Source organism: Granulicella mallensis (assembly GCF_014203225.1).
GTDB classification, from domain to species: domain Bacteria; phylum Acidobacteriota; class Terriglobia; order Terriglobales; family Acidobacteriaceae; genus Granulicella; species Granulicella mallensis_A.
In genome coordinates this window covers 376,379-396,650 of record NZ_JACHIO010000004.1, presented here as the reverse complement: position 1 = coordinate 396,650, position 20,272 = coordinate 376,379, and the positions used below count along the sequence as shown (strand labels likewise).

The 20,272-nt window shown below is 55.5% G+C and carries 19 protein-coding genes and 1 tRNA gene; 4 read left to right on the top strand and 16 right to left on the bottom strand.

The features are described from left to right. Window positions 1-285: 285 nt before the first annotated feature. Window positions 286-1,335 (bottom strand): hypothetical protein, encoded by a 1,050-nt coding sequence (locus tag HDF15_RS06385; RefSeq protein ID WP_184253834.1) that lies wholly within the window; start codon window positions 1,333-1,335, stop codon window positions 286-288. A gap of 248 nt (window positions 1,336-1,583) precedes the next feature. On the opposite strand from HDF15_RS06385, the gene HDF15_RS06380 reads away from it, so the two are divergent. Then, a complete protein-coding gene (locus tag HDF15_RS06380; protein WP_184253832.1) occupies window positions 1,584-2,513 on the top strand; it encodes a proline dehydrogenase family protein in 930 nt (309 codons plus the stop codon). A gap of 109 nt (window positions 2,514-2,622) precedes the next feature. On the opposite strand, the gene HDF15_RS06375 is transcribed toward HDF15_RS06380, so the two are convergent. The 3 genes from HDF15_RS06375 to HDF15_RS06365 form a co-directional block, all read right to left on the bottom strand. Continuing rightward, window positions 2,623-3,270 (bottom strand): DUF3106 domain-containing protein, encoded by a 648-nt coding sequence (locus HDF15_RS06375; RefSeq protein WP_184253830.1) that lies wholly within the window; start codon window positions 3,268-3,270, stop codon window positions 2,623-2,625. 177 nt (window positions 3,271-3,447) lie between these two features. Then, the gene (locus HDF15_RS06370) at window positions 3,448-3,987 is read right to left on the bottom strand and encodes an anti-sigma factor (RefSeq protein WP_260330870.1); all 540 of its coding nucleotides are present in this window, start codon (window positions 3,985-3,987) and stop codon (window positions 3,448-3,450) included. Between the two features lie 137 nt (window positions 3,988-4,124). After that, window positions 4,125-4,964 carry an RNA polymerase sigma factor gene (locus HDF15_RS06365; RefSeq protein WP_184253828.1) on the bottom strand — a complete coding sequence of 280 codons (840 nt, stop codon included), beginning with the start codon at window positions 4,962-4,964 and terminating at the stop codon, window positions 4,125-4,127. A gap of 167 nt (window positions 4,965-5,131) precedes the next feature. On the opposite strand from HDF15_RS06365, the gene HDF15_RS06360 reads away from it, so the two are divergent. Further along, a tRNA-Val gene (locus HDF15_RS06360) sits at window positions 5,132-5,206 on the top strand. 249 nt (window positions 5,207-5,455) lie between these two features. On the opposite strand, the gene HDF15_RS06355 is transcribed toward HDF15_RS06360, so the two are convergent. The 3 genes from HDF15_RS06355 to alaC form a co-directional block, all read right to left on the bottom strand. Then, on the bottom strand, window positions 5,456-5,932 hold the full coding sequence (locus HDF15_RS06355; RefSeq protein ID WP_184253826.1) for a GNAT family N-acetyltransferase: 477 nt from the start codon (window positions 5,930-5,932) through the stop codon (window positions 5,456-5,458). Window positions 5,933-6,094: 162 nt separating this feature from the next. Next, window positions 6,095-6,814 (bottom strand): DUF899 family protein, encoded by a 720-nt coding sequence (locus tag HDF15_RS06350; RefSeq protein WP_184253824.1) that lies wholly within the window; start codon window positions 6,812-6,814, stop codon window positions 6,095-6,097. 88 nt (window positions 6,815-6,902) lie between these two features. Beyond that, window positions 6,903-8,084 (bottom strand): alanine transaminase, encoded by a 1,182-nt coding sequence (gene alaC, locus HDF15_RS06345; protein WP_184253823.1) that lies wholly within the window; start codon window positions 8,082-8,084, stop codon window positions 6,903-6,905. 446 nt (window positions 8,085-8,530) lie between these two features. On the opposite strand from alaC, the gene HDF15_RS06340 reads away from it, so the two are divergent. Both HDF15_RS06340 and HDF15_RS06335 read left to right on the top strand, forming a co-directional pair. Continuing rightward, window positions 8,531-9,004: an AraC family transcriptional regulator gene (locus tag HDF15_RS06340; protein ID WP_184253821.1), complete on the top strand. Its 474-nt coding sequence runs from the start codon at window positions 8,531-8,533 to the stop codon at window positions 9,002-9,004. 84 nt (window positions 9,005-9,088) lie between these two features. Then, window positions 9,089-11,485 carry a type II and III secretion system protein gene (locus HDF15_RS06335; protein WP_184253819.1) on the top strand — a complete coding sequence of 799 codons (2,397 nt, stop codon included), beginning with the start codon at window positions 9,089-9,091 and terminating at the stop codon, window positions 11,483-11,485. A gap of 125 nt (window positions 11,486-11,610) precedes the next feature. On the opposite strand, the gene HDF15_RS06330 is transcribed toward HDF15_RS06335, so the two are convergent. The 9 genes from HDF15_RS06330 to HDF15_RS06290 all read right to left on the bottom strand — a co-directional run bounded on the left by HDF15_RS06330 (window position 11,611) and on the right by HDF15_RS06290 (window position 20,177). After that, window positions 11,611-12,423, bottom strand: a complete 813-nt coding sequence (locus HDF15_RS06330; RefSeq protein WP_184253817.1) for an alpha/beta hydrolase — start codon at window positions 12,421-12,423, stop codon at window positions 11,611-11,613. A gap of 127 nt (window positions 12,424-12,550) precedes the next feature. Next, on the bottom strand, window positions 12,551-13,006 hold the full coding sequence (locus HDF15_RS06325) for a DUF4126 family protein (RefSeq protein ID WP_184253815.1): 456 nt from the start codon (window positions 13,004-13,006) through the stop codon (window positions 12,551-12,553). A 329-nt stretch (window positions 13,007-13,335) separates the two neighbouring features. Continuing rightward, complete coding sequence (locus tag HDF15_RS06320; protein ID WP_184253813.1) at window positions 13,336-14,127, bottom strand: alpha/beta fold hydrolase; 792 nt, start codon at window positions 14,125-14,127, stop codon at window positions 13,336-13,338. Between the two features lie 852 nt (window positions 14,128-14,979). Beyond that, complete coding sequence (locus tag HDF15_RS06315) at window positions 14,980-15,915, bottom strand: helix-turn-helix domain-containing protein (protein ID WP_184253811.1); 936 nt, start codon at window positions 15,913-15,915, stop codon at window positions 14,980-14,982. A gap of 242 nt (window positions 15,916-16,157) precedes the next feature. After that, complete coding sequence (locus HDF15_RS06310; protein WP_184253809.1) at window positions 16,158-16,736, bottom strand: TetR/AcrR family transcriptional regulator; 579 nt, start codon at window positions 16,734-16,736, stop codon at window positions 16,158-16,160. 452 nt (window positions 16,737-17,188) lie between these two features. Continuing rightward, entirely contained in the window at window positions 17,189-17,926 is a 738-nt protein-coding gene (locus HDF15_RS06305) for a hypothetical protein (RefSeq protein ID WP_184253807.1), read from the bottom strand. A gap of 24 nt (window positions 17,927-17,950) precedes the next feature. Further along, entirely contained in the window at window positions 17,951-18,859 is a 909-nt protein-coding gene (locus HDF15_RS06300; RefSeq protein WP_184253805.1) for a hypothetical protein, read from the bottom strand. 18 nt (window positions 18,860-18,877) lie between these two features. Next, window positions 18,878-19,615: a hypothetical protein gene (locus HDF15_RS06295; RefSeq protein WP_184253803.1), complete on the bottom strand. Its 738-nt coding sequence runs from the start codon at window positions 19,613-19,615 to the stop codon at window positions 18,878-18,880. Window positions 19,616-19,631: 16 nt separating this feature from the next. After that, window positions 19,632-20,177, bottom strand: a complete 546-nt coding sequence (locus tag HDF15_RS06290; protein ID WP_260330868.1) for a hypothetical protein — start codon at window positions 20,175-20,177, stop codon at window positions 19,632-19,634. Window positions 20,178-20,272: the final 95 nt, after the last annotated feature.

The following is a 20,272-nucleotide window of genomic DNA, read 5'->3' as shown; positions in this document are numbered from 1 at the left end:
CACCGCTCAAGCTCTACAGACCATCACACCACAAGACGCAAAAGCATGGCTCAGACTCCGGTTCGGAAACTACACCTAAAGGTAAAATGGTCTAGACTCTCTCGCCTCACGTAACTAAAGAAGTGCCAATGTATGTCAGTTCTTTACGAAGCGATGGTCGATATTCGCACGGATTTCGATGCAAAGTCATTCGTTCCCCAAAAAGAAGCAGAATGCACCCCAAAAGGCTCCTCGCAGTTTTTGGCTTCAAGGCACCTAATCACTAACAGTTTGGATTGCACTTAGTTACTTCGGCTGTTCAATCTCACCTGCCGCCAGAGCATCCTTGTAGATATCCATCACGGTTACATAAGGGTCTGGATATCCCATGGCCAGCGGGTCGGTGACGATGGTGTGGGGATCGTTCCAGTCGATGCGTATTGGAACCTCCGCGCCTATCCTGCAGACGCGCTGTACCCTCTCCGGCTTGGTGAACGAGAGGGTCTGTTCCGCCGCATAGGCCATGCTGCCGTCTTCCGGTTTCACGAGAAACTGTAGGTGCCAGCGCTGTACGCCGCGCTTCTCCAGGAAGCCGTTGTTCACCTTGACCTCGTCCGCTTCGGTGACAGTCGCCATCGCCTTCTTACCTTCGTGCAGGATCTGCGGGCCTAGGACGAGAGCGTCCAGGCGGTTGTTGTTGGGATCGAGCTTCTGTCCGCCCACCAGGGAGAGCGGAACTACCGCCACAGCGTTTTTATCTTCTTTGCTGACGAAGAGGTACGCGCGGTCCCCCACGCGGAAGGGATTGTTCTGCATCACCTGCTCGATTGTTACAACACGTTTCGGCTCTACGCAGGAGTCGATCTCGAGGGTGAAGACTGTCGCTCCTGGCGCGGTTCCAGCTGCCATTCCCTGAATGGTCGCCACGCCAAAGGTTTTGCTCTCACGCAATCTGGGGGAGATGGAAGCGGCGTCTGCGACCATCTGCGTCTGGCTTGCGGCTATTCCCGCCTGGCTATTGAGTGCGGTCACCAGTCCCATATAGACCGCCGCATTGGGGTTTTTCTTGTCGACCGAGATATAAACCTGCTCCCCGACCCGGGGGATGTTGCCGAGGTCGATCACCTGGCGTAGATTGAGTTCTCGCGTAGCCTGTCCGGTCTGCTCCAGTCGCAGCTGCAAGGCCATCACCGGAGATTGATTAATCACCGTGCCTGTCTGGTGAATGTCGAGCACCAGGGCCACCGTCAGGTCACCCTCCGTCAGAATTCTCTGGTTGCGACGGCGACGAAAATAGATCCCGCCAAAGACGGCTACAAAGATGCCGATCATCAGCACCGGAAACAAAAAGCTCATCAGACTCTCCACTCGATCCTCCGCAGACAGCTTGCCTTCGACCCTGTCCCGCCAGGGGGAACGGAAGAGAGCTTTTATAAGTTTCAAAAGATTTTAAGAGGCCAGGCATGCTCTGGTGGGTTGTCTCTAGAGGGGAAGACTCCTGAATCCCTTACCTTCTTTTTACTCGTGGGCGATCATGCCGAAAAACGCGGTACCCGGCGGCGTGCGAAAATAAGCGGTTGCATCCAGTTTGTGTGAGGTGAGGGTTGTTAAGGTCTTTCTTTATTGCTTTGTCCACGAACAAGGCATTTCGTGCATTTTCCGAGCGGTCGACGATGGGCCGGCGTGTGTCGCGGCGTTTTGTCGCAGGTATGAGTGTTGAGGAGGCGATTGCGGCTGCCGAGCAGCTGAATGCCGAAGGGATCGAGGCGACGCTCGACTCACTGGGCGAGAGCGTGATGCAGGTATCGCAGGCTGAGGAGAGCGCCGCGATCTATCACCAGTTGCTGGATGAGATTGCCGCCCGCAAGCTGCGGGCGAACGTCAGCGTAAAGCTGACCCAGGTGGGCATGGACATCGGCGGCCACGGAGCTGGGCCGGAGCTGGCCGAGCGCATCGTCGGCGAGATGGTGGAACACGCGGCGATGACGGCTAACTTTGTGCGCATCGACATGGAAGGCTCGGATTACACCGAGGCGACGATTGCCATGACCGAACGGCTGAACGCCCGCTGGCCCGGTGCTGTGGGTACGGTGCTTCAGGCGTATCTCTTCCGCACTGCAGATGACGTGGAGCGGCTGATCGCCCAGGGGATTCGGATGCGGCTGTGCAAGGGAGCCTACAAGGAGCCGGCGGAGATTGCTTTTCCCCTCAAGGCCGATGTGGATGCGAACTACGTCAAGCTGATGAAGCGGGTCGCTTCCAGCGGCGTCTTCTGCGGGATCGCCACGCACGACGAGGCGATCATCGAGATGATGCGGCAGTTTGTCGCCGAGACCGGTCTGGACAAGCGGGCGTTCGAGTTCCAGATGCTCTACGGCGTGCGGCGCGATCTGCAGCGGAAGCTTGCGGCTGAGGGATTCGGTGTGCGGGTCTATGTGCCATTCGGGACGGAGTGGTATCCGTACTTTATGCGGCGTCTGGCCGAGCGGCCGGCGAATGTGCTGTTCCTGGCGAAGAACTTCTTCCGGAAATAGAGCAAATCTCCTATTACTGGGCAGTTGAATCGGGCTTTCAGCACCGTTTTTCTGGGGAAAAACGGCCATAAGTGTCGTGGTTTCGCTATACACCTACAGGAGATTTGCTTTAGTGGCCTGGCTGGTCCGGGTCGTAGGGTGGTGGAAGTAGGGATTCCACCACCATCAGGCTGTTCAGCGTGGCCCGTTCGGCGGCGTTGAGATGGTCGAAGCGATCGGAGCTCAATACTGCCTTGCGCTGCTCGGGAGGAAGTTCGCGAAGCCCGCGGAAGGTGCGGGCAACGTAGAGGTGCTGGTCCTGGGGAAGGGCCGCAAGCTGCTTCATCGCATTGTTTACCTGGCTGCGTTGGGCAGGGTTCAGCCGCGCCATCGTTTCATTCCATTCCAGCAGGTGCTTGCGTTTGGCCGGGGGCATCGCGTTGAGTTCTGCCAGGCGAGCCCGCAGCTGCTGTTGCTTCTCCGGCGGCAGGCTGCGGAAGCCAGGGTGCTCTTGTCCAAAGGCCTGCAGCTGCTGTTCCGGCGTCAGATTGCTGTGACGGTCGATCCACTGCAGCAGATGCTCATTTTTAGCGGCGATCGTATTGGAGGTGGGAATCGTATTCGTTCGATGTCCAACAGGGGTGCTGCCGGGGTGCGGAGCTGCCGCGTTGTTTTGTAGAGGAGCTGCGGCGGTGGCTTGCTGCTCCGGCGCCGAAATAGCCACTAACAGGCAGAGAGCGAAGCCTGCAAGTGTTGCGACAGCGCGAGTTGGAAGCAAACTGGTCATCTTGTTAGGAGACAGACGGCATCTCTGAATCCTCTTCGATCGAAATCAATGAAGACTCGGGAGAAAAGCCGTCTGTCCACTTTAACTGCCGGGCCTTGAGGATGTTGAACGTTTCCCATCATACCGAAAGCAATCGCTGCGAAGGGTGAGGGAGGGAATCAACGGCGGTTAACTCTCAGGTGGTGTGTCGTCATCCTCGGAGCCGGACAGGTCGAGGAGCTGACCCATCTGCTGCTCGGCCTGAACATTGTTATCGAGCACCTTGAGATCATCGACCGCAGCGGATGTAGCTGGGGTCGCGGGTGCTGTCCCGGAGGTGCCATGAAGTCCGATAAAGGTGCCGCCTCCGCCAACCAGGAGGACTGCGGCGAGCGCTGCGGTAAGGGCCGGACGGAAGCTCCGCCCCGTGCTGAACAGGAAGAAGGAACGCAGACGTTCAACGATGCCTTCGGGAGCGGCAGCCTGGGCCTCGCGCAGGCGTGCATACAGCTTTGAGTCGAAGTAGGGCGAGGGCTCCGGCGCGGTGTACTCATCGAGCAGGGCCAGCGTGGAGCGCAGTTCGTTCAGTTCGGTGCGGCACTCGGCGCAGGACTCGATGTGCGCCGCCAGCTCAGGGTGCGCCGCCGCGAAGCCCTCTTCAAAGAGGAGATCGGGGAGGTGCGAGCGGCAGTCTTTGCAATCGATCTTGTGATTCATCTCGGTAATCATTTAATACCCCCTATCAGGGTGGTGTTGCTGTCATGTCGATACCCGGTACGCCGGAATGCTGCAGCGGCTCTCTAGGGTTCGACGATCTGCTGGGCCATTTTGTTCCATAACTATCCAGTAATTCGGTTGATAACGGCCTAAACGAAATCCTTAAGTTTCTCGCGCAAGGTTTGGTATGCACGGAAGAGGAGAGACTTGGTTGCGGATTCGGAGAGCCTCAGTACCTCGCCGATCTGCTTATAGTCCATGCCTTCGTACTTGTGCATAAGAACGGCGTGCTGCTGCCGTTCGGGAAGCGCCAGCACGTGCTGGCGAATGGCGTTCATGCGCTCGCGTCGGAGCAGGTTGGCTTCGGCGGAGGGCGTAGAGTCTGCGACATCGGGCGTCGTGCCGGTTTCGGCGTCTGTCTCGTCCAGATAGATCGTCGAGGCGGAGCGCTCGTGGCGCGTGTCGCGGGCGTGGTTGACGCCCAGGTTCGTTGCGATGCGGTACAGCCAGGTGCTGAAGCGGGCCTCGGCACGGTAGGTCTCGCGCGAACGGTAGATGCGAAGAAAGACTTCCTGCGCAAGCTCCTCGGCCACGGCCTGGTTATGCACCATGCGGAACATGAAGTGAATGATCGGCTTACGGTACTTTGCAAGCAGGATATCGAAGGCGGCCAGGTTCCCTGAACGCAGTTCCAGCATGACTTCGGCATCGGAGAGCTGCGAAAAGTCGCCGCGCGCGATGGCCTCAGCCCGGACACGAGCCTGTTCGGGCGTCAGCGCTTCGGCACCCAGGGGCCGGTCGACAGGAAGATGCACGTCCTGCGGCGTATTCAGGAGCCCGGGATGGATGGCCAGCGTACCCATATCTTCTGAAACCCCATCTTCGGCCTCAGGTTGCGGCAGGTCGTCGGATTCCGCCGGGAACTGCGGATCGTCGACCTCGGCGCGGGGCTCTGAGGGGGGTGTCACGGGTGTTCGCGAAGACTTCATCAGGGTGTAATTGTATCTTTTGAAGCGGCAAGTTGGATGCCATAGACAGGAACACGGTTGGCGGGCCAGGGTTGCGATGCTAAACTGAATCTCTGGAACCACTACGGTGGGCGTGGGGTTCCGTCAAATAGCTCCGTGCGGCTTCAATTTGAAGCTCAGCGGACGATGGGCGCATAACTCAGCGGTAGAGTGCCACCTTCACACGGTGGAAGTCGTAGGTTCGAATCCTGCTGTGCCCACCATCAAATCAACAACTTAGTTGCGTTTGGCACAAGAGATTTGATGCCAGACTCAAGCGGCTGGAATCAAATCTGCCGGTTATACCGGTTCAAGCCGCCCCCCCACTGCGGCTCTGTTCCTGCCGGCGTGAGCATCTCGTAGGACTGTGCCATCTCTGATGTTTTGAAAGCCAATTCTACGGCGATGTGTTCACAGGTAGATTCCCAATTTCAATTGGGAATTCGGATGGACTTGAGATCAGAATTACAGTCTCAGTTGTGAACCAGGTCTTTCGACATATTGATGAAATGTGCGGATTGCGTGAACTTAGCTTGTATCTCTGCGTCTAGCTGTTCTTCTCCGACAACGCGATAACCCAGCTTCTCGTAAAAGAGTGAGAGTTCTCTGCGCAAATTTACAATCCGAAGATCTATAAAACGGCAATCCGACTCACGTGCAAGCTTCTCTGCCGCGGCCATCAAACGCGCGCCGAAACCAGAACCTTGGCGATCTTGCCTTATTGACAGTAGACCCAGATAAGCTCGCTCGACACGCAATTCCAAATACACATTAGCTTGAAGAATTCCGTTTTCTTCCAGTACTAAAAAGTACCCTTTGTCGAACAATTCTTTAACTTCTTCAATGTCTATGCGATCCCCAACCTTAAAGGCCGCTTCGACAGAAAAGGCTTCATTGATCAGCTGGACAATGGAAGGGAGGTCAAACACTTTTGCAAATCGTAATTCCATATATCGCAATGCGGACGGCAACATCTTGATTTTAATCTTAGAAAATCGCCGACCTAACGCCTTCCAATCTTTCTGTTTATTTAATCCATTATCTACTGAATGGAAGGCCCTGCCGAGAACAATAGGCTAGCGATGAAGAGGCCCGAAGGTGGAGCGAAGTTGTCACTTGATCGTCGTCAGGCTGGGATATTCGAGTTTTGGGTACCAGGTGGCGTCGCGGCCTGCGGGTGTGAGGTCGAAGATCGTCCACAAGGGGTCAAGGTCCGGGGCACCGCGTGGGTCCTGGCCGGGGTCGGCCATCTCGCCACTCATCTCTCCGCTCCAGAAGTGGTGGATTGTGCCATCTCTGCGAGTGAAGACGGTGAGGGCCGGCACGTCGGCATCCTCGGCGCTGACATAGGCGCGGGTGTAGTCGCCTTTGGTGTCGGAGTAGAGCTGCAGGTTATTCCAGCCTCGTTCTTTCTTGAAGTCGAGGAGGCGTTCGATCGGTGAGCGTGCAGTGATGGCGAGGGCGACGCGCTCGCGTAGATTTCTGGCCGTCCCCTCCCATGACGTGAGCATGGCGGTGCACATAGGACAGGCTCGTTCGCGTTGCGGGCCAAACATCATGCTGTAGAGGACAAGGGTGTCCTTGTCGCCGAAGAGTTGAGAGAGACGGACCCTGCCGTTTTGGCCTTCGAAGGCATAATCTTCGGGGACTACCCCGCCTGGGGGAAGGGTGCGCCGCAGGGCGGCGACGCGTTCGATGTGACGCCGCAGTTCGATCTCCTCGGCGAGAAGGGCGTTCCGAGCCTGGCGGTATTCGGGGCTCTCGTTGGGGACGTGCGCTTTGTTCTTTGCGGCGAGTTCTACTGCGGGGGCGAGGATGGTGTTGTCGGCCATTAGGTTCTCCTTCATGAGACGCGCCATGTGCGCGTTCATTCTAATAACGCAGGGGCTCGGCAGTCACGGATTCGAAAAAATGACGAGGCTATCGCCGCCCGAACATGTCCTTAAATCCGCGCAATGCCTGGCGAATGCGTGCTTCGTTTTCAATCAACGAGAAGCGGACGAAGTCGTCTCCATATTCTCCAAAACCGATACCCGGACTTACTGCCACTCTCGCCTCTTCCAGAACAAGTTTTGAAAATTCAAGAGATTTTAGGTGTTGGTACTGCTCAGGAATCCTGGCCCAGGCGAACATGGTCGCCTTAGGCATATCGACTGCCCAGCCGAGCTTGTTGAGGCCGTGGACCAGCACATCGCGGCGGGAGCGATAGGTGTCACAGATCTGCTGGACGCACTCCTGAGGCCCTTCGAGCGCCAGGATAGAGGCGACCTGAATCGGCGTGAAGGTTCCATAGTCGAAGTAGCTCTTAATGCGAGAGAGCGCCCCGACGAGTTTCTGGTTGCCAACCATGAAGCCGACACGCCATCCGGGCATGTTGTAGCTCTTCGACAGCGTGAAAAACTCAACGGCAATGTCTTTTGCGCCAGGGACCTGCATGACGCTGGGGGGCTTATAGCCATCGAACGCGATGTCTGCGTACGCCAGATCGTGCACCAGCCAGATGCCATATTCCCTGCAGATGGCAACCAGCTTCTCAAAGAAAGGCAGGTCGACGCACTGTGCTGTGGGGTTAGCCGGGAAGTTTACGATCAGAACCTTCGGCCGCGGTGTCATGCGCGGAATCACATCCTGAATGTGAGTCAGGAAGTCGTCGGTTGAGTTCGTAATCGGAACACTCAACACGTCGGCCCCGGCGATGACCGGACCGTAGATGTGGATGGGATAGCTTGGGTTGGGGACGAGCACCGTGTCGCCCTTGTCGAGCACAGCCAGGCACAAGTGGGCGATGCCTTCCTTGGAGCCGATGGTCATGATGGCTTCAGTCGCCGGGTCCAGGTCAACACCGTATCTCTGTGCGTACCAGTTGCAGATCGCCTTGCGAAGCCGCGGGATGCCCTTTGAAAGCGAGTAGCGGTGCGTCTGCTGCTTGCGGGCAGCCTCGATCATCTTCTCAACGATGTGCGAAGGGGTTGCTCCATCAGGATTGCCCATGCCGAAGTCGATAATGTCTTCTCCACGCTTACGCGCAGCCGACTTCAACTCTCCGGTGATGTTGAAGACATAGGCAGGGAGCCGCTTGATTCTTGGGAATTCTTCGTTCATGTGATCTCTTTATTTCCCTCTTACCTCAATAGAATGCCAGGCCGCTGACGAACTCCGCTCACCAGCCCTTGCCGTCATCACTATTGTCGACCCATTAGGGCCGATATCAGTTGCTTCTTAAGCGTCATCCTCGAAAAGACCGGAAACTGGCCACAAATACCGTGAAGGCTCGTGAAGCACAACCAGTGCAGGAGCGGGTGACGCCCGTGTTTTTGTATAGCTTACCCGGAAAGGGGATTGGCTCGCGACTTTGAACCGGCCAACAAGGCCCTTCTGGCGAGCCTCCCCAAAAGTACTCAGTTATCGTTTGGACCGCTCAAGAAGACGCAACGATTGCTGTTTGTTCACGCTACTCCGCATCGCCTCATGACGATTGCGCAGTTTTGGTTACCTTACCAGGGTGACATCCTCAAGTGAGGCCCGGTCTATTGCATTGATCGGCCACAATGAAGGATTCCATCACTCAATACGGTGTCGAGTATCCCGTGTCTTCCTGCGCTCAAAAGCCGGAATACGGATCTCGCAAGGCGGACACGGAGGATGCCGCAGGTCACGCCACACAAGGTCCCCGTCTCAACCCATGGCAGGTGCAGATGGCGAAAGACCTGATGGCGGCATCGCTTCACGACCGAGTGTCGGTTCGTGGACTGGCAGTGGCTTGTCATCTATCCGTAGGACACTTTGCCCGGGCATTCAAGAGAACGACGGGCAAAACGCCGTATACGTGGCAGATCGAGAGCAGGCTCGCGCACGCCAAGCAGCTTCTTCTCGATCCAGCGCAGCGGGTATCTCGAATTGCCGTTGAGTGCGGTTTCTCGCATCGGGCGGCATTCTACCGAGCCTTTGTACGGCATGTTGGGGTAAGTCCACGGGAGTGGAGAGCAAGCAACGCAGCGAAGATCTTGCCGAAAACGGTCTAGACAAACCCTTTTCTTTCTCCACCGAGTCCACAGGCAAAGAGTGCCGGACGAGGCCACGTACTTTATGAAAGTAGATTTCATTCGATGATTACGCAAAAGAAGTTGCTGTGCCTATCCTTGTTCTTCGCCGCGCTCTTTATATTTCTGCAGAATGCACATGCCGAAAGCGCGCAGGCTCTCGACAGGAAAGGGCAGACGGCTGAGGCGAAGAAGGACTACGACGCCGCTTACGAGGCGTACAAACAGGCTCACGAAAAGAAGCCAAAAGATATTCGCTATGAAACGCATCTTCAAAACATGCGCTTCATGGCTGCGACCCAGCACATAGATCGTGGCCGCGTCCTTCGACAGAACGGCGATTACACCGGCGCAATTCTCAACTTTATGCGCGCCGCAGAGGTCGATCCGTCCAATGAAACCGCACTTCAGGAGATAAGAATCGCTCAACACGAGCAGGCAGCGCTCACGCCGACGTCAGACCCCGCCCACATAGAGCAGAAGAGCGAAGAAGATGAATTTCTGCATGAGTATGCGAGCCTTGCCGCTCCCGTCAGTCTCAAGCATTTATCAGACAGTATGGTCACGTACCACGCGACCGAGGACGTGAAGAGCATCTATACGAGTCTCGGAAAGCTTGCCGGGCTTAATATTGCTTTCGATCCTGAATATCAATCAAAGCGCATCTCGGTTGATCTCCAGGACGTCAATGTCGAAGAGGCTTTGAGAGTGGTCGAGACTCTGTCAGGAACGTTTTATAAGCCGCTGACTCCCAACACGATTCTTGTAGCGCAGAACAGCCGGACGAAGAGAACCGATCTGGACCAGTTGGCTTGTCAGATCTTCTATCTGACAGCCCCGGACCAGCAGAATGATGCCAACGAGATACTCATCGCTCTTCGCAACATGCTCGATCCTGCAATCAAGATCTACCTTGTCTCGACCCAGGATGCCATTGTTTTGCGAGGTACGCCGGATGAGTTGATGCTCGCGGGCAAGCTGATCCATGACCTCGACCGCGAGAAAGCAGAGGTTGTCATCGATGTGGCTGTGATGGAGGTGGATAGGGATAAGACCCGCACGCTGGGCATTACTCTTCCGCAGTCTTTCAGCCTCACTCCACAGGCCAGCAGCAGTAACAACAACGCAGCCAACAACAATTCGAATTCAGGGACTCAAAATCCTTCCAGCTTCACTCTCAACACACTCGCTAATACGAATGCGACCAACTTTGCTGTCACGGTGACTGGTGGAACCGTGAACGCCCTTCTGCAGGACACCAATACGAGGATCCTGCAGAACCCTCGTCTCCGGGCGACAGACGGCCAGAAGGCCACATTGAAGATTGGGCAGAGAGTGCCGGTTGCAACGGGATCATTGAGTTCGCCAGTAGGCGGTGTGAGCTCGCTCGGAGTACAGACCCAGTTTGCTTATAACGATGTTGGCGTCAACATGGAGATCACGCCTGTGGTCCATTCCGATGGAGGCGTCTCCCTGAAGATGAAGGTAGAGGTCTCGCAGATCGATACCTACGACACGATCAGCAATGTGCAGGAGCCCGTGATCGGGCAGAAGGTCCTCGAGCAAACCATCAAGCTTAGGGATGGCGAACCCTCCATTCTCGCGGGGCTTGTCACGAAGCAGGACAGCGTTTCCGGCTCCGGCACGCCAGGCCTGGGAGAGTTGCCCATTCTCAAATACCTGTTCGGGACCCAGACAAAGACATTGCAGAACGATGAGATCGTCTTCCTGCTGGTCCCGCACATCATTCGCGAGACCCTGTTGCAGAAGCTCAACCTGCGCGCAATCGATACGGGTACTGCGAACGTGGTCGAATTGAGGCGTACTTCCACGGGTGATGATTCTTCAGCCTTCGCTCCCGCTGTACGGAAGTCTGAAGATAGAGACGTGGGGTCGAAGACGACAGCGGCGACGGCTGCGGCTGCGATGATTAAAGACCTGGCAGATGAAACTCTTCCCGGCAAAGGGAGTTCGAAGCTCTTAGCGGACGATGGCCAGATGTTGTCCAATACGAGAAGGCCAGACTCAGGAAAATTGGATTCAACGGCCTTCAGTTTCGCGAGTAACGAACATCATCGTGTCGTAGGCGAAACGTTCAAGGTTTCCATCGACTTCCATGGCGCTGTAGAGTCTCAGTTGTTGCCGATGCTTTTGCAATTCGATCCGCATGATCTGTCGCTATCGAACGTGGATGCCGATCAGGCCACGGCGAGTGACGGTACGCCTCTCACCTTTACCCGCAGTGTGCTCGCGCCTGGACTCGTCGGCATTCATGTGTCCGCATCGTCATCGGTCAAAACCCCGAACCCCGACGGCGCACGGTTGACTCTCGAGTTCACCGCGCTCGCACCCGGAAAGACGGATGTGGCTCTTGTCAACGCAACGGCGCTCGCCAATTTGAATGGAAAGCAGGAAGCACCTCCAGTGCATACAACCATCGAGATCGACCAGGCGAAGAAGTAGCCAGGCGCATGGACGTTTGCCTATAGAAGGAGTTGAAATTCAGACAGGCCGCCAATAAGGCGGCCTGTCCGAACAATGATCTTCCGTGGAGACATCTCTTCAGTTTTTGGGAGCTCGTCAGAGATTTATGGTTGCAGTGAGCTGGCTGCCTTCTCGATGAAAGCCGATACATCCGAAGGATGACTGATCATGGACAGATGTCCCGATGCAAGAGTGATGGTCGTGGCATTCATCCGCTTCGCCATGGTCGCCTCGAGCGCCGGAGAAATGGCTCTATCGTTGCTCGCAATGATGTACCAGCTAGGAATGCCATTTTTCCAGGCTACTTGCGTCACAGGTGCAGAGAGTGCGTTCGGGGCTGAGATGGGTCCCTGCGTTGCTGCGACTGTTACCTGATCGGCAGGGGACAGATCCTGCGCGAAATCGGCGACGACTCCCGCATTGGAAATGGTTAAGAAGCCAGAGGCATCCATCAATAAATCACCAATGAGCGGAGTGTTTGGGACCGTGCTGTTCAGCGTTAATGCGGATTCTCCTGAAGCAGGCCCATAGGCAGACACATAGACCAGACCTGCAACTTTGGGATCGATCCCGGACTGTGTGATGACCACTCCGCCGTAGGAGTGGCCTACGAGCAGGGTCTTCCCGGTTTCGCGTGCCAGGGCGCGCTGTACGACTGCCACATCATCTGCCAGCGATGTAAGTGGGAGTTGTACTGCCGTCACGTTGTAGCCGTCGGCGGTCAGCATCGCAATGACGCTGGTCCAGCTCGAGCCGTCGGCCCATGCTCCATGCACGAGCATCACATTCTTGATGCCTGTAGGTGCCGAGGCCTGTACGACAGGCGACTTTAGTGCGTTATTACAACCGCTCAGTGTGAGCACGAGCGAGGCCAGGATGAGTGGTTTAGAGCTCTTGGACAATAGGGAAGCGAACATCTGGTAGTCCCTTTCATTTGGTCTTCTAACGAAGATGGATCGTGGGTGATTCGATAGGCTGCCCGTCAACGAGCTCCGGGTATGCGTACGAAAGCGGCAGGGCGAAGCAAAGTCAGTGGAGCTTGTCTTAGCGCAGCGCCAGGAAGACGAGAGCAATTGCCACAACATCCTCAAGCAGGGCCGCCGGCAGATCGCGTCCGAACAATTTCGCAGCAGCAGCTCTCGCTTTGGAACCTCCCAGTGTTCCGAGAACGCTGCCGACGATGCCTGCCAGGGCTCCCATCAGAAGATGTCCATTGGCAGCGCCTATGGCCGCGCCAGTCAGGGCACCCATCGACACACGGGCACCGAACTGCGGAGGCACAAGCCGGCTGGGGGTTTTGGGCAGCTTGTCGGTGACGAGTTCACCCACTGCAAGCAGACTGGTAATAAACGGCGTTGCCCTGAAACCCAGGAACGCAAGCCAGGTTCCCTGGAGGGGCAGCCTTCCGCTGCTGGCTGCCCAGCTGACGGCCGCGAGACCCATAAGAGCGCGCAGGCCGCACGCGATACCTACTACGAAGGCGATGATTAAGAAAGACATTCGATGTTCTCCTTGGAAAAGCACGATTCAGCGAATCGCCAGGTGAATAGGGGCCCGTCCTCAGGCCGTTGGAGACCGAAGTTTCCCAAAATAAAGTGGACCAGGAGAGCAATCAGCGCAAGGAAGACGAGGCAGTCCATTACTTGCATCTCCGGCATAGCCATAGGGTCAAACCTGGATGTTTCCAACAAGAGTGAAGAGCAAGCCCGGATAGCACTCTTGTTGCTGTCCTTGTAGAGGAAGAGGAGATCTGACGCACCCTGTTTTGCAAGGTGCGTCAGATCGCGTCCGCTCACTTCTTGAGCCAGAGAGGAACAAGTGCACGTTCTCTACTTCGAAACGGCCTTCGATGCCGCATCGAGAATCACAGTGGCAACCTTCGCCGGCTGCGAGAGCATAATGACGTGGCTCGAGGAGACAGTGGTGGTTGTCGCGCCGATTCTCTTTGCCTGAGCGGCTTCGAGATCAGGTGAGATCGCCCGGTCATTTCCCGCAACGATGTACCATGACGGCTTCGACTTCCAGGCTGGGATCGTGACCTCGCCCTTCATGGCGGCAACGTTTACTGGAACCTGCGTCGCTGTCAGGACCGCAATCTCTTTGGCGGAAAGATCCTGTGCGAAGTCCTCAGCGACTCCCTTGGGCGTCAGTTTGAGAAAACCATTCTTGTCCGGACGCAGCTCTGAGCCGATAGGAGTTGCAACACTTGAGATGAGACCTAAAGTGGATTCTCCCTTATCCGGCGCGACTGCCGAAACAAAGACAAGTCCTGCTACCTTCGGATCGTTTCCGGCTTCGGTGATCACAGCTCCGCCGTAAGAGTGACCGACGAGCAATACCGGACCATCCTCGAGAGCAATAGCCCGCTCTGTTGCTGCAACGTCATCCGCGAAGGAGGTCAACGGGATTTGTACAGCAACAACATGCAGCCCCTTCGCCTCCAGCAACGGAATTACCTTCGACCAGCTCGACCCGTCTGCCCATGCTCCATGAACGAGGAGAACTGTCTTTACCCCTGAAGGGGTCTGTGTTTGTGCCGTTGCCTTGGCGGCAGGGCTGAGGGTCGCGAGTAGTGCAGCGCATGCCACCAATCCATTCCGAACAAATTTCAATGCTTGCATGGTATTTCTCCTTTTGATGAACGGAAGGCCGCTGGTCTGGGAGTGCTCGTCTCTGGACCTATACGAACCGAGCTGAAGCGCGAAACAGGCAGGATTTACCGCCATTCTCACATTCGCTATCCTGTTCAACCCGAAGGTATCTATAGCGCGAGGAATAATCTTGGCGAAAAGAATCAAAAGCTGGATATTTCTGCTCAATAGATTTGGGGCATGACAAAAAAGACCGCCAGGACAGGAGTTCACGGAGCAGCCAGCTTCTTATAGCCGTTTCCGTATAGGTGTAGAGTTTTTTATACCCACCCCAGAATTGTCATCTCGACCGTAGGTGGCGGCGTTCTTTCCGCTTCCGATCGAGAGGACAAGGTATGGGTACCGGAGGAAAAAATCTTTGCACCTGCACGAAACTCTCTGGCAGGCAAAGAGGGAATCTTGCGATGCTTAGTCGGGATCAGGTAGTGTCTGACGAATCGGAGATAGTGGTTTAGAGCGAAACCACTATCTCTGCACGCATAGCTTTTGTTTTGTGTTTCCCCACTGAAGCGTCATCCTGAGCGCAGCGTCCCGGCTTTTGGGGACGCGGAGTCGAAGGACCCCGAGGATTGCCCTCTTGCCTATGCCTCTTGGAGCTTTTCTACCTCGAGCGCTCGAGCCTGGACTCTTGTGCTGGAAAAGATCCCGACATCCTGGGTGAGATCAAGTCCTTCGGGGTCCTTCGGTCCTGAGCGTAGTCGAACGGACGCACCTCGCAAAAAACGCGAGGCGCTTCGCTCAGGATGACGTCTCTGTGGGAGAACAAGATATGTGATTCGTGGTTGTCCCCGATTCGTCAGACACTACCTGGAGCTTGGGCAGCTAAACAGCGTAGCTACTGCTGCCACTCTTGGAGTTCCGTCGCCACATCCCCGGAGCGATTCCATGAATTCGTCTGAAGGAACGGTTTAGCGAAGATTGATCCGCAAACCCACACTGCGCGGCGATGTCAGCCAGCGGCAGACGTGAGTTCAGCATGAGATCTCTGGCCTTGTCTACACGGCGCTCCAGCAACCACGCGTGAGGCGGTCTGCGAAAGGTTAGTTTGAAGGATCGCGCAAAGTGGCTTACGGACAATTCGCACGCCGCGGCAACCTGCTGGAGAGGAATGTCCCCGTCCAGATGAGCCTCGAGCAACTCTGTCGCCCTTCGCGCCTGTCGAGGAGAGAGGCCACCGCGAAACTTTCGATCCGATAGCGTCACCTTGCCATAAGAGGAGACGAGATGACAGTTCAAGGCCTGCAGAACGTGATCCATGAAGATCTTTGAAGTTTGCTGAGGGTGTTCCAGCGAAGAGACGAGAGTCTGGCCGAGGTGATTCACGATAGGATCGACGGTTCCATAGGGCCAAATGAGCTGGTCTACATAGGGCACCTGGTGGGCATAGGCGATCTCATCCAGCGCGGCTTGTGTGACATGCACCGCTAATGTGTCGAATGGCTCGGGCACGAAACATGCCGGCTCTTCCTGCAGGCTGATGGCGCCCACAGCGCCCACGGGGTAATAGCCGCTCGACACTCTCTTCTTGCGCAGAAAGAGCTCCACATGGGTTATAGGTTTGAGCTGCAACGCAATGATGTAGCCGCTTTCCCCAAGGATGGGGCGTGCCATGTCGGGAATGCCCTTGGTGATCTTCAGCCTTCCAAACGAGAATGCCGAAGGTGCGGACAGCTTGATCTCCGCCGTGGGCCAATCCCTGAGATACATGGTGTCGGCGATTTGATTCCAGATCGTAGGAACTTCGATGGGCGTCTCCATGGCGCGAAACCTAACCTTTCCTCAGAGACTGTGAGGTAAGCGCGATCCCAACGAGGCAGGCTGAGATCGAAAGGGACATCCGAGGTTCTCCTTAGAGAGGGGACTCTGCAAATCGTTCGAGATGCTTTTAGGCCTGATACTACCTACTAGTAGGTAGGTTTAAGGGTAGACCACCGATACCGGTAACCTTACCGTAAGGGACAATCCTGATACTAGCAGAGGCGAACTACGGCCAGCCACATTCAGTTCGAAGGGCGCAGACGGTCCAGGGCCGCTTTTGAGATCGAAGTGAAGACGTCAGGAGTGCCCAGGGCCCGTGCCGATAGCATGGCACCGTGCACCACAGCGACAAAGCTCTGAGCCTCTACTTCAGCGCTATGCTCCAGGTGAATGGAGCCATATTTGGCCCCATCTCTGAGTGTCGATTTAACCCAGCCGGCAAGATATCTGAAGTGCAACTGAACTTCAGCCTTGATCGGGTCGGGAAGTGCCGGGAGTTCCGCACTAAGTAAAGCCGCAATACAAATCGGGCGATTGCTGTTCCGAATGCACTCCTCCCAATGCTGTACGTAGAGCTTCAGGCGTTGCAGGGGATCGACAACCTTGCTATCAAGACCCTTGGCGGCAGCGACCATGTCCGCGCGATATTGAACTAAAGCCGCTACGACCAGATCGACTTTGGAGGGGAAATGATGATGAATGCTCGCTTTGCGAATTCCGACTACTTCAGCAACATCCGCATAGCTAAAGCCGAAGTAGCCCCTTGCGGCAATCAGATCATGTGCCGCCTCACGAATTTTATCTGCCGTATTGCTGCTCATCTTCTCTTAGACTACCTACTAGTAGGAATAGATGCAATTTGATTTTTAAGGTGTGTCATCAGATTGCACTTGGAAGATGATCGAACTGTGCAGTCAGTTTGTTGAGGCAGCGATCGGAAGGGCCTGGCTTCAGCCAGGCCGCTAAAGGCAGCATTTAACGCCTTTTCCGCTCTGCCGAAGGCTGGAGTGGAGCCCGTAGGGCGCAACGACTGAATTGCTTTCCTTCGCGCGGCCCAGGCTACATAAGGATTGCAGAAGACACATTCGAGGATGTGGCTATCGGTTTCGCCGCAATCAAAGAAAGCAATTCAGTCGCTCCGGCTGCGCCTCCGCTCCAGCCTTCGGCAGCGTGGAAGGAGGCTTTGACGCGCCTTTTCCGGCACGGTTGAAACCGTGCCCTTCCGGTCTGTGTATTAACAAACTTCACTCAATCTCGTTTTGTAGTGCTGTAGTTAAAGGCTCTGTAAGGCCTGTTTGCTGGCGAACAACCTGGCGACCTCATCCAGGACTGATTCCAGCGGGAAGCGAGACAGAATCAATACACCCTTGTCTTCCGCGCTTTCCCGGATATAGACCTCTACGCCACAGAGCCACGAGTCAAGCTGTTCGGCTGAACCTGCCGCGGCGAGGCTCGCACGATCCAGCACCGGCAGATAGAAGGGCTCTCCCTGAAATCGCTCCTCCGTGATGGAAGGGAGAAAAAGCTCTCTGCCGCGCTCCTGGATGAGTTCGATAGGGTCTTTCGAAAACAGTTCGATCTGCACCCCAAAACCACGCATCTTTGCGGCAGTGTCGATCCGCTGGTTTTCCGCAGCTGTCAGGCGAAGCAGCCGATGGGAGGGCCGCGCTGGCTCGTCTCCGCGAAAGACGGCAGCGGCGGCGTCGACCATAGCTTCCTCTGTCCATCCCTGAGGGGCTCCTCGATCCGGCCATACGCCAAGGCCAAACTCCGGCGACCATGCCTTCATGTGTGCACTCAGCACATTGCTGCCCGTTTGCGGAGAGAGGTTCCAGAGCTGCAGGAGGATTTCGTGACGCAGCCCGTACTTCTGCATCAGCACCTCGCTGAGAGTTTGCAGCAAAAAGCGAATGGGGTTGAGTTCTCCCGTGGGGACTGGGAACGCCGACACGCGCAGCAGGGCAGCTTGCCACGGGGACGCCATCTCAATGGGATCCAGTTTTATCTGCATGGCTTGCCTCTCACAGGTTCAAAGTCACTCGACACGATAGACAAACCCATCGTCGCGCATGGACTCCAGTACATCCAGCAACACATCCTCATACTGTTCTTTCTGAAAGGCGAGAAGAATGCCCTTATCCTTGATGCTCTCATTGATATAGAGGTCGAACAGGCTGAACCACTTTGTGCGCAACTCTTCCGTTGCGATAAAGAAGTGGCCGCTCTCCAGCATCGGCAAGACGAACGGAATCCCTGGATACTCCGGTCTTGTCTCGAGATCCGTGCCGAACAGGGCCTTGCTCTTTTCCAGAAAGGCATCCCGGGTTGCAAAAGCTCCCGCGATGATTCCATCCACATCCATCTTCTGAAAAATAGGCATGGAGGCGCGGAGGGCAGGAGTAAAGGGTGTTTTTGGGGGAGCAGTCTTTGGATCGGTTGGGAGAAACAGCGTCAGCATACCGCCGTGTCCAAGGAATAGCTCTCGTTGCCGTTCCGGTTGTTTGGTCATAAACCAGATCAGGAAGTCGGCAACCCATTCACGAAAATCAATCTCTTTTCCGCTCTCCACCTGTTCCTTGATTTGGGCGTGGGTGGGAGTGGGTGGGATATCCGCATCGGCATATCGGCCCATACCGGTCAACTTCATGCACTGGAGCGAGTACGAGCGGTAGGCGTCTCCTAACTCCTCGGTGATCTGTTTATATCGAAAGAATATCTCGCAACGCAGCTCGAAATCGTCCTTCAATCGCGATGAGAGGCGCCCAAGGAACTCTGTAACCCAAGCCTTTTCCTGAGCCCTGATAGGAAATCCGGAGACCGGCATCCAGAACAACATGCAATCGTTCAAGCCATCCCCGGCGCGAACCCAAGGGGCGTAGTCCTGCTTGTCGAGCAGACGCTTTCGCCCCTTGAGTGGCGGAATAGAAATTTCGAGCTTTGTCACAAACGCTCTCCTTAGGCTCTAGCGGAAGGGTGTTCCCAATCCAATATCGACCAGGATATCGCCGCGTAACAGAACATCGGCTTCTACGCCTACCCGCGTAATTACCCCGGTACCTTCATCGTGATTCAGTTTAATCTCCTGATGAAAGACCGCGCCCTCGGCATTTTCGATGCCTACGTCTACATCCGCTCCATGAGCTGTGATCTCGACGCCATGAATATCCACCCCAGCACCCATCAGGTCGAGCTTATTGAAGCTGAAGCCGCGTTCGAAAGACTTCCACTCAAACTCCTCCGGAGCGGTGACCTCATGCTTGCCGACGTAGTTTTCTTCACTTTCGCCAAGCACAATGAGGGTGCGATTCTGGTTGACGCGAGTATTCTGGTTGCCCTTTACAGCCTGCAAATAGTTGGAGGAGTACAGAAATTGTGCATCTCCGTGAACCGTTTGAGACTGCTTTTTATTTACATATAAAGTGTCGTTGCCGTCCACAACGACGTAATGGTTGTTGAGATAGTGATAGACGGTGTCGCCTTTGATCTTCGTCTGCTTGGTTCCTGTTTTCATTCCAGCGATCGCCGCCGTTGAGTTCATTGCTGCCGTATTCAACGCCTTGAAGCCGGTATCCTTACCGTCATTCTTATAACCATTGCTGTAGGTGACGGTTTTGATGATCTTGCCGAAGACACCTTCTTCTTTCTTCTCTCCGCCGCCTTCGCCCTGTTCGGAGCTTGTCTGTTCTTTTCCGTCAGCCATTTCATCCTCCCTGGATTTATTTTTCAACGGTTTGTTGCATCTGTTTCACGAGAGCTTCGTAGTCCGCATCGCTCCCTTTTTGCAGGACACCCTTCATCGCATAGCCACCCTGGTCGTCTCTTTCAAGAGACAAAGAACCCGGTTTGAATACACCCTTAAAGCCACCTGAAAACAAATCGTTCTTGCTCTTAGGGGTGTATGTATCCAGCCAGATACCTGTGTCAAAGGTGCCATCCTTTGGGTTCGATTGCGGCCAGAGATCGCGTACCTCAATGGATTGCGGTTTCTCCCCTTCAATGGTCAGTTCACCGCGTCCGCCGTACTTCTCCAGGAATGAGTCTGTGATCTTCAGATTGAAGCGGATCACAGCTCTTTTCTTCAGGTCCTTCTGATCTGGCTCCAGCATGCCATCAATGTCGAGATGCCCTACCCATTCCCCCCGAAGCTCGTTTTTGGAAGCTGGGGTGATGTGTGAAAACCATCCGTGCACAAAATCACGGTTCATCCATCCGACAAGCAGAAGGAAAACCACGACGCACAGCCCAACGATGGTAGGACTCATATAAACGGCCTTCCTGTCTTCCCAGCTATGTAACATATCTCGTTCCGATCCTCCTCTGTGTTTGCCGGCAACCCTACCGCTTACGACTATCCCTG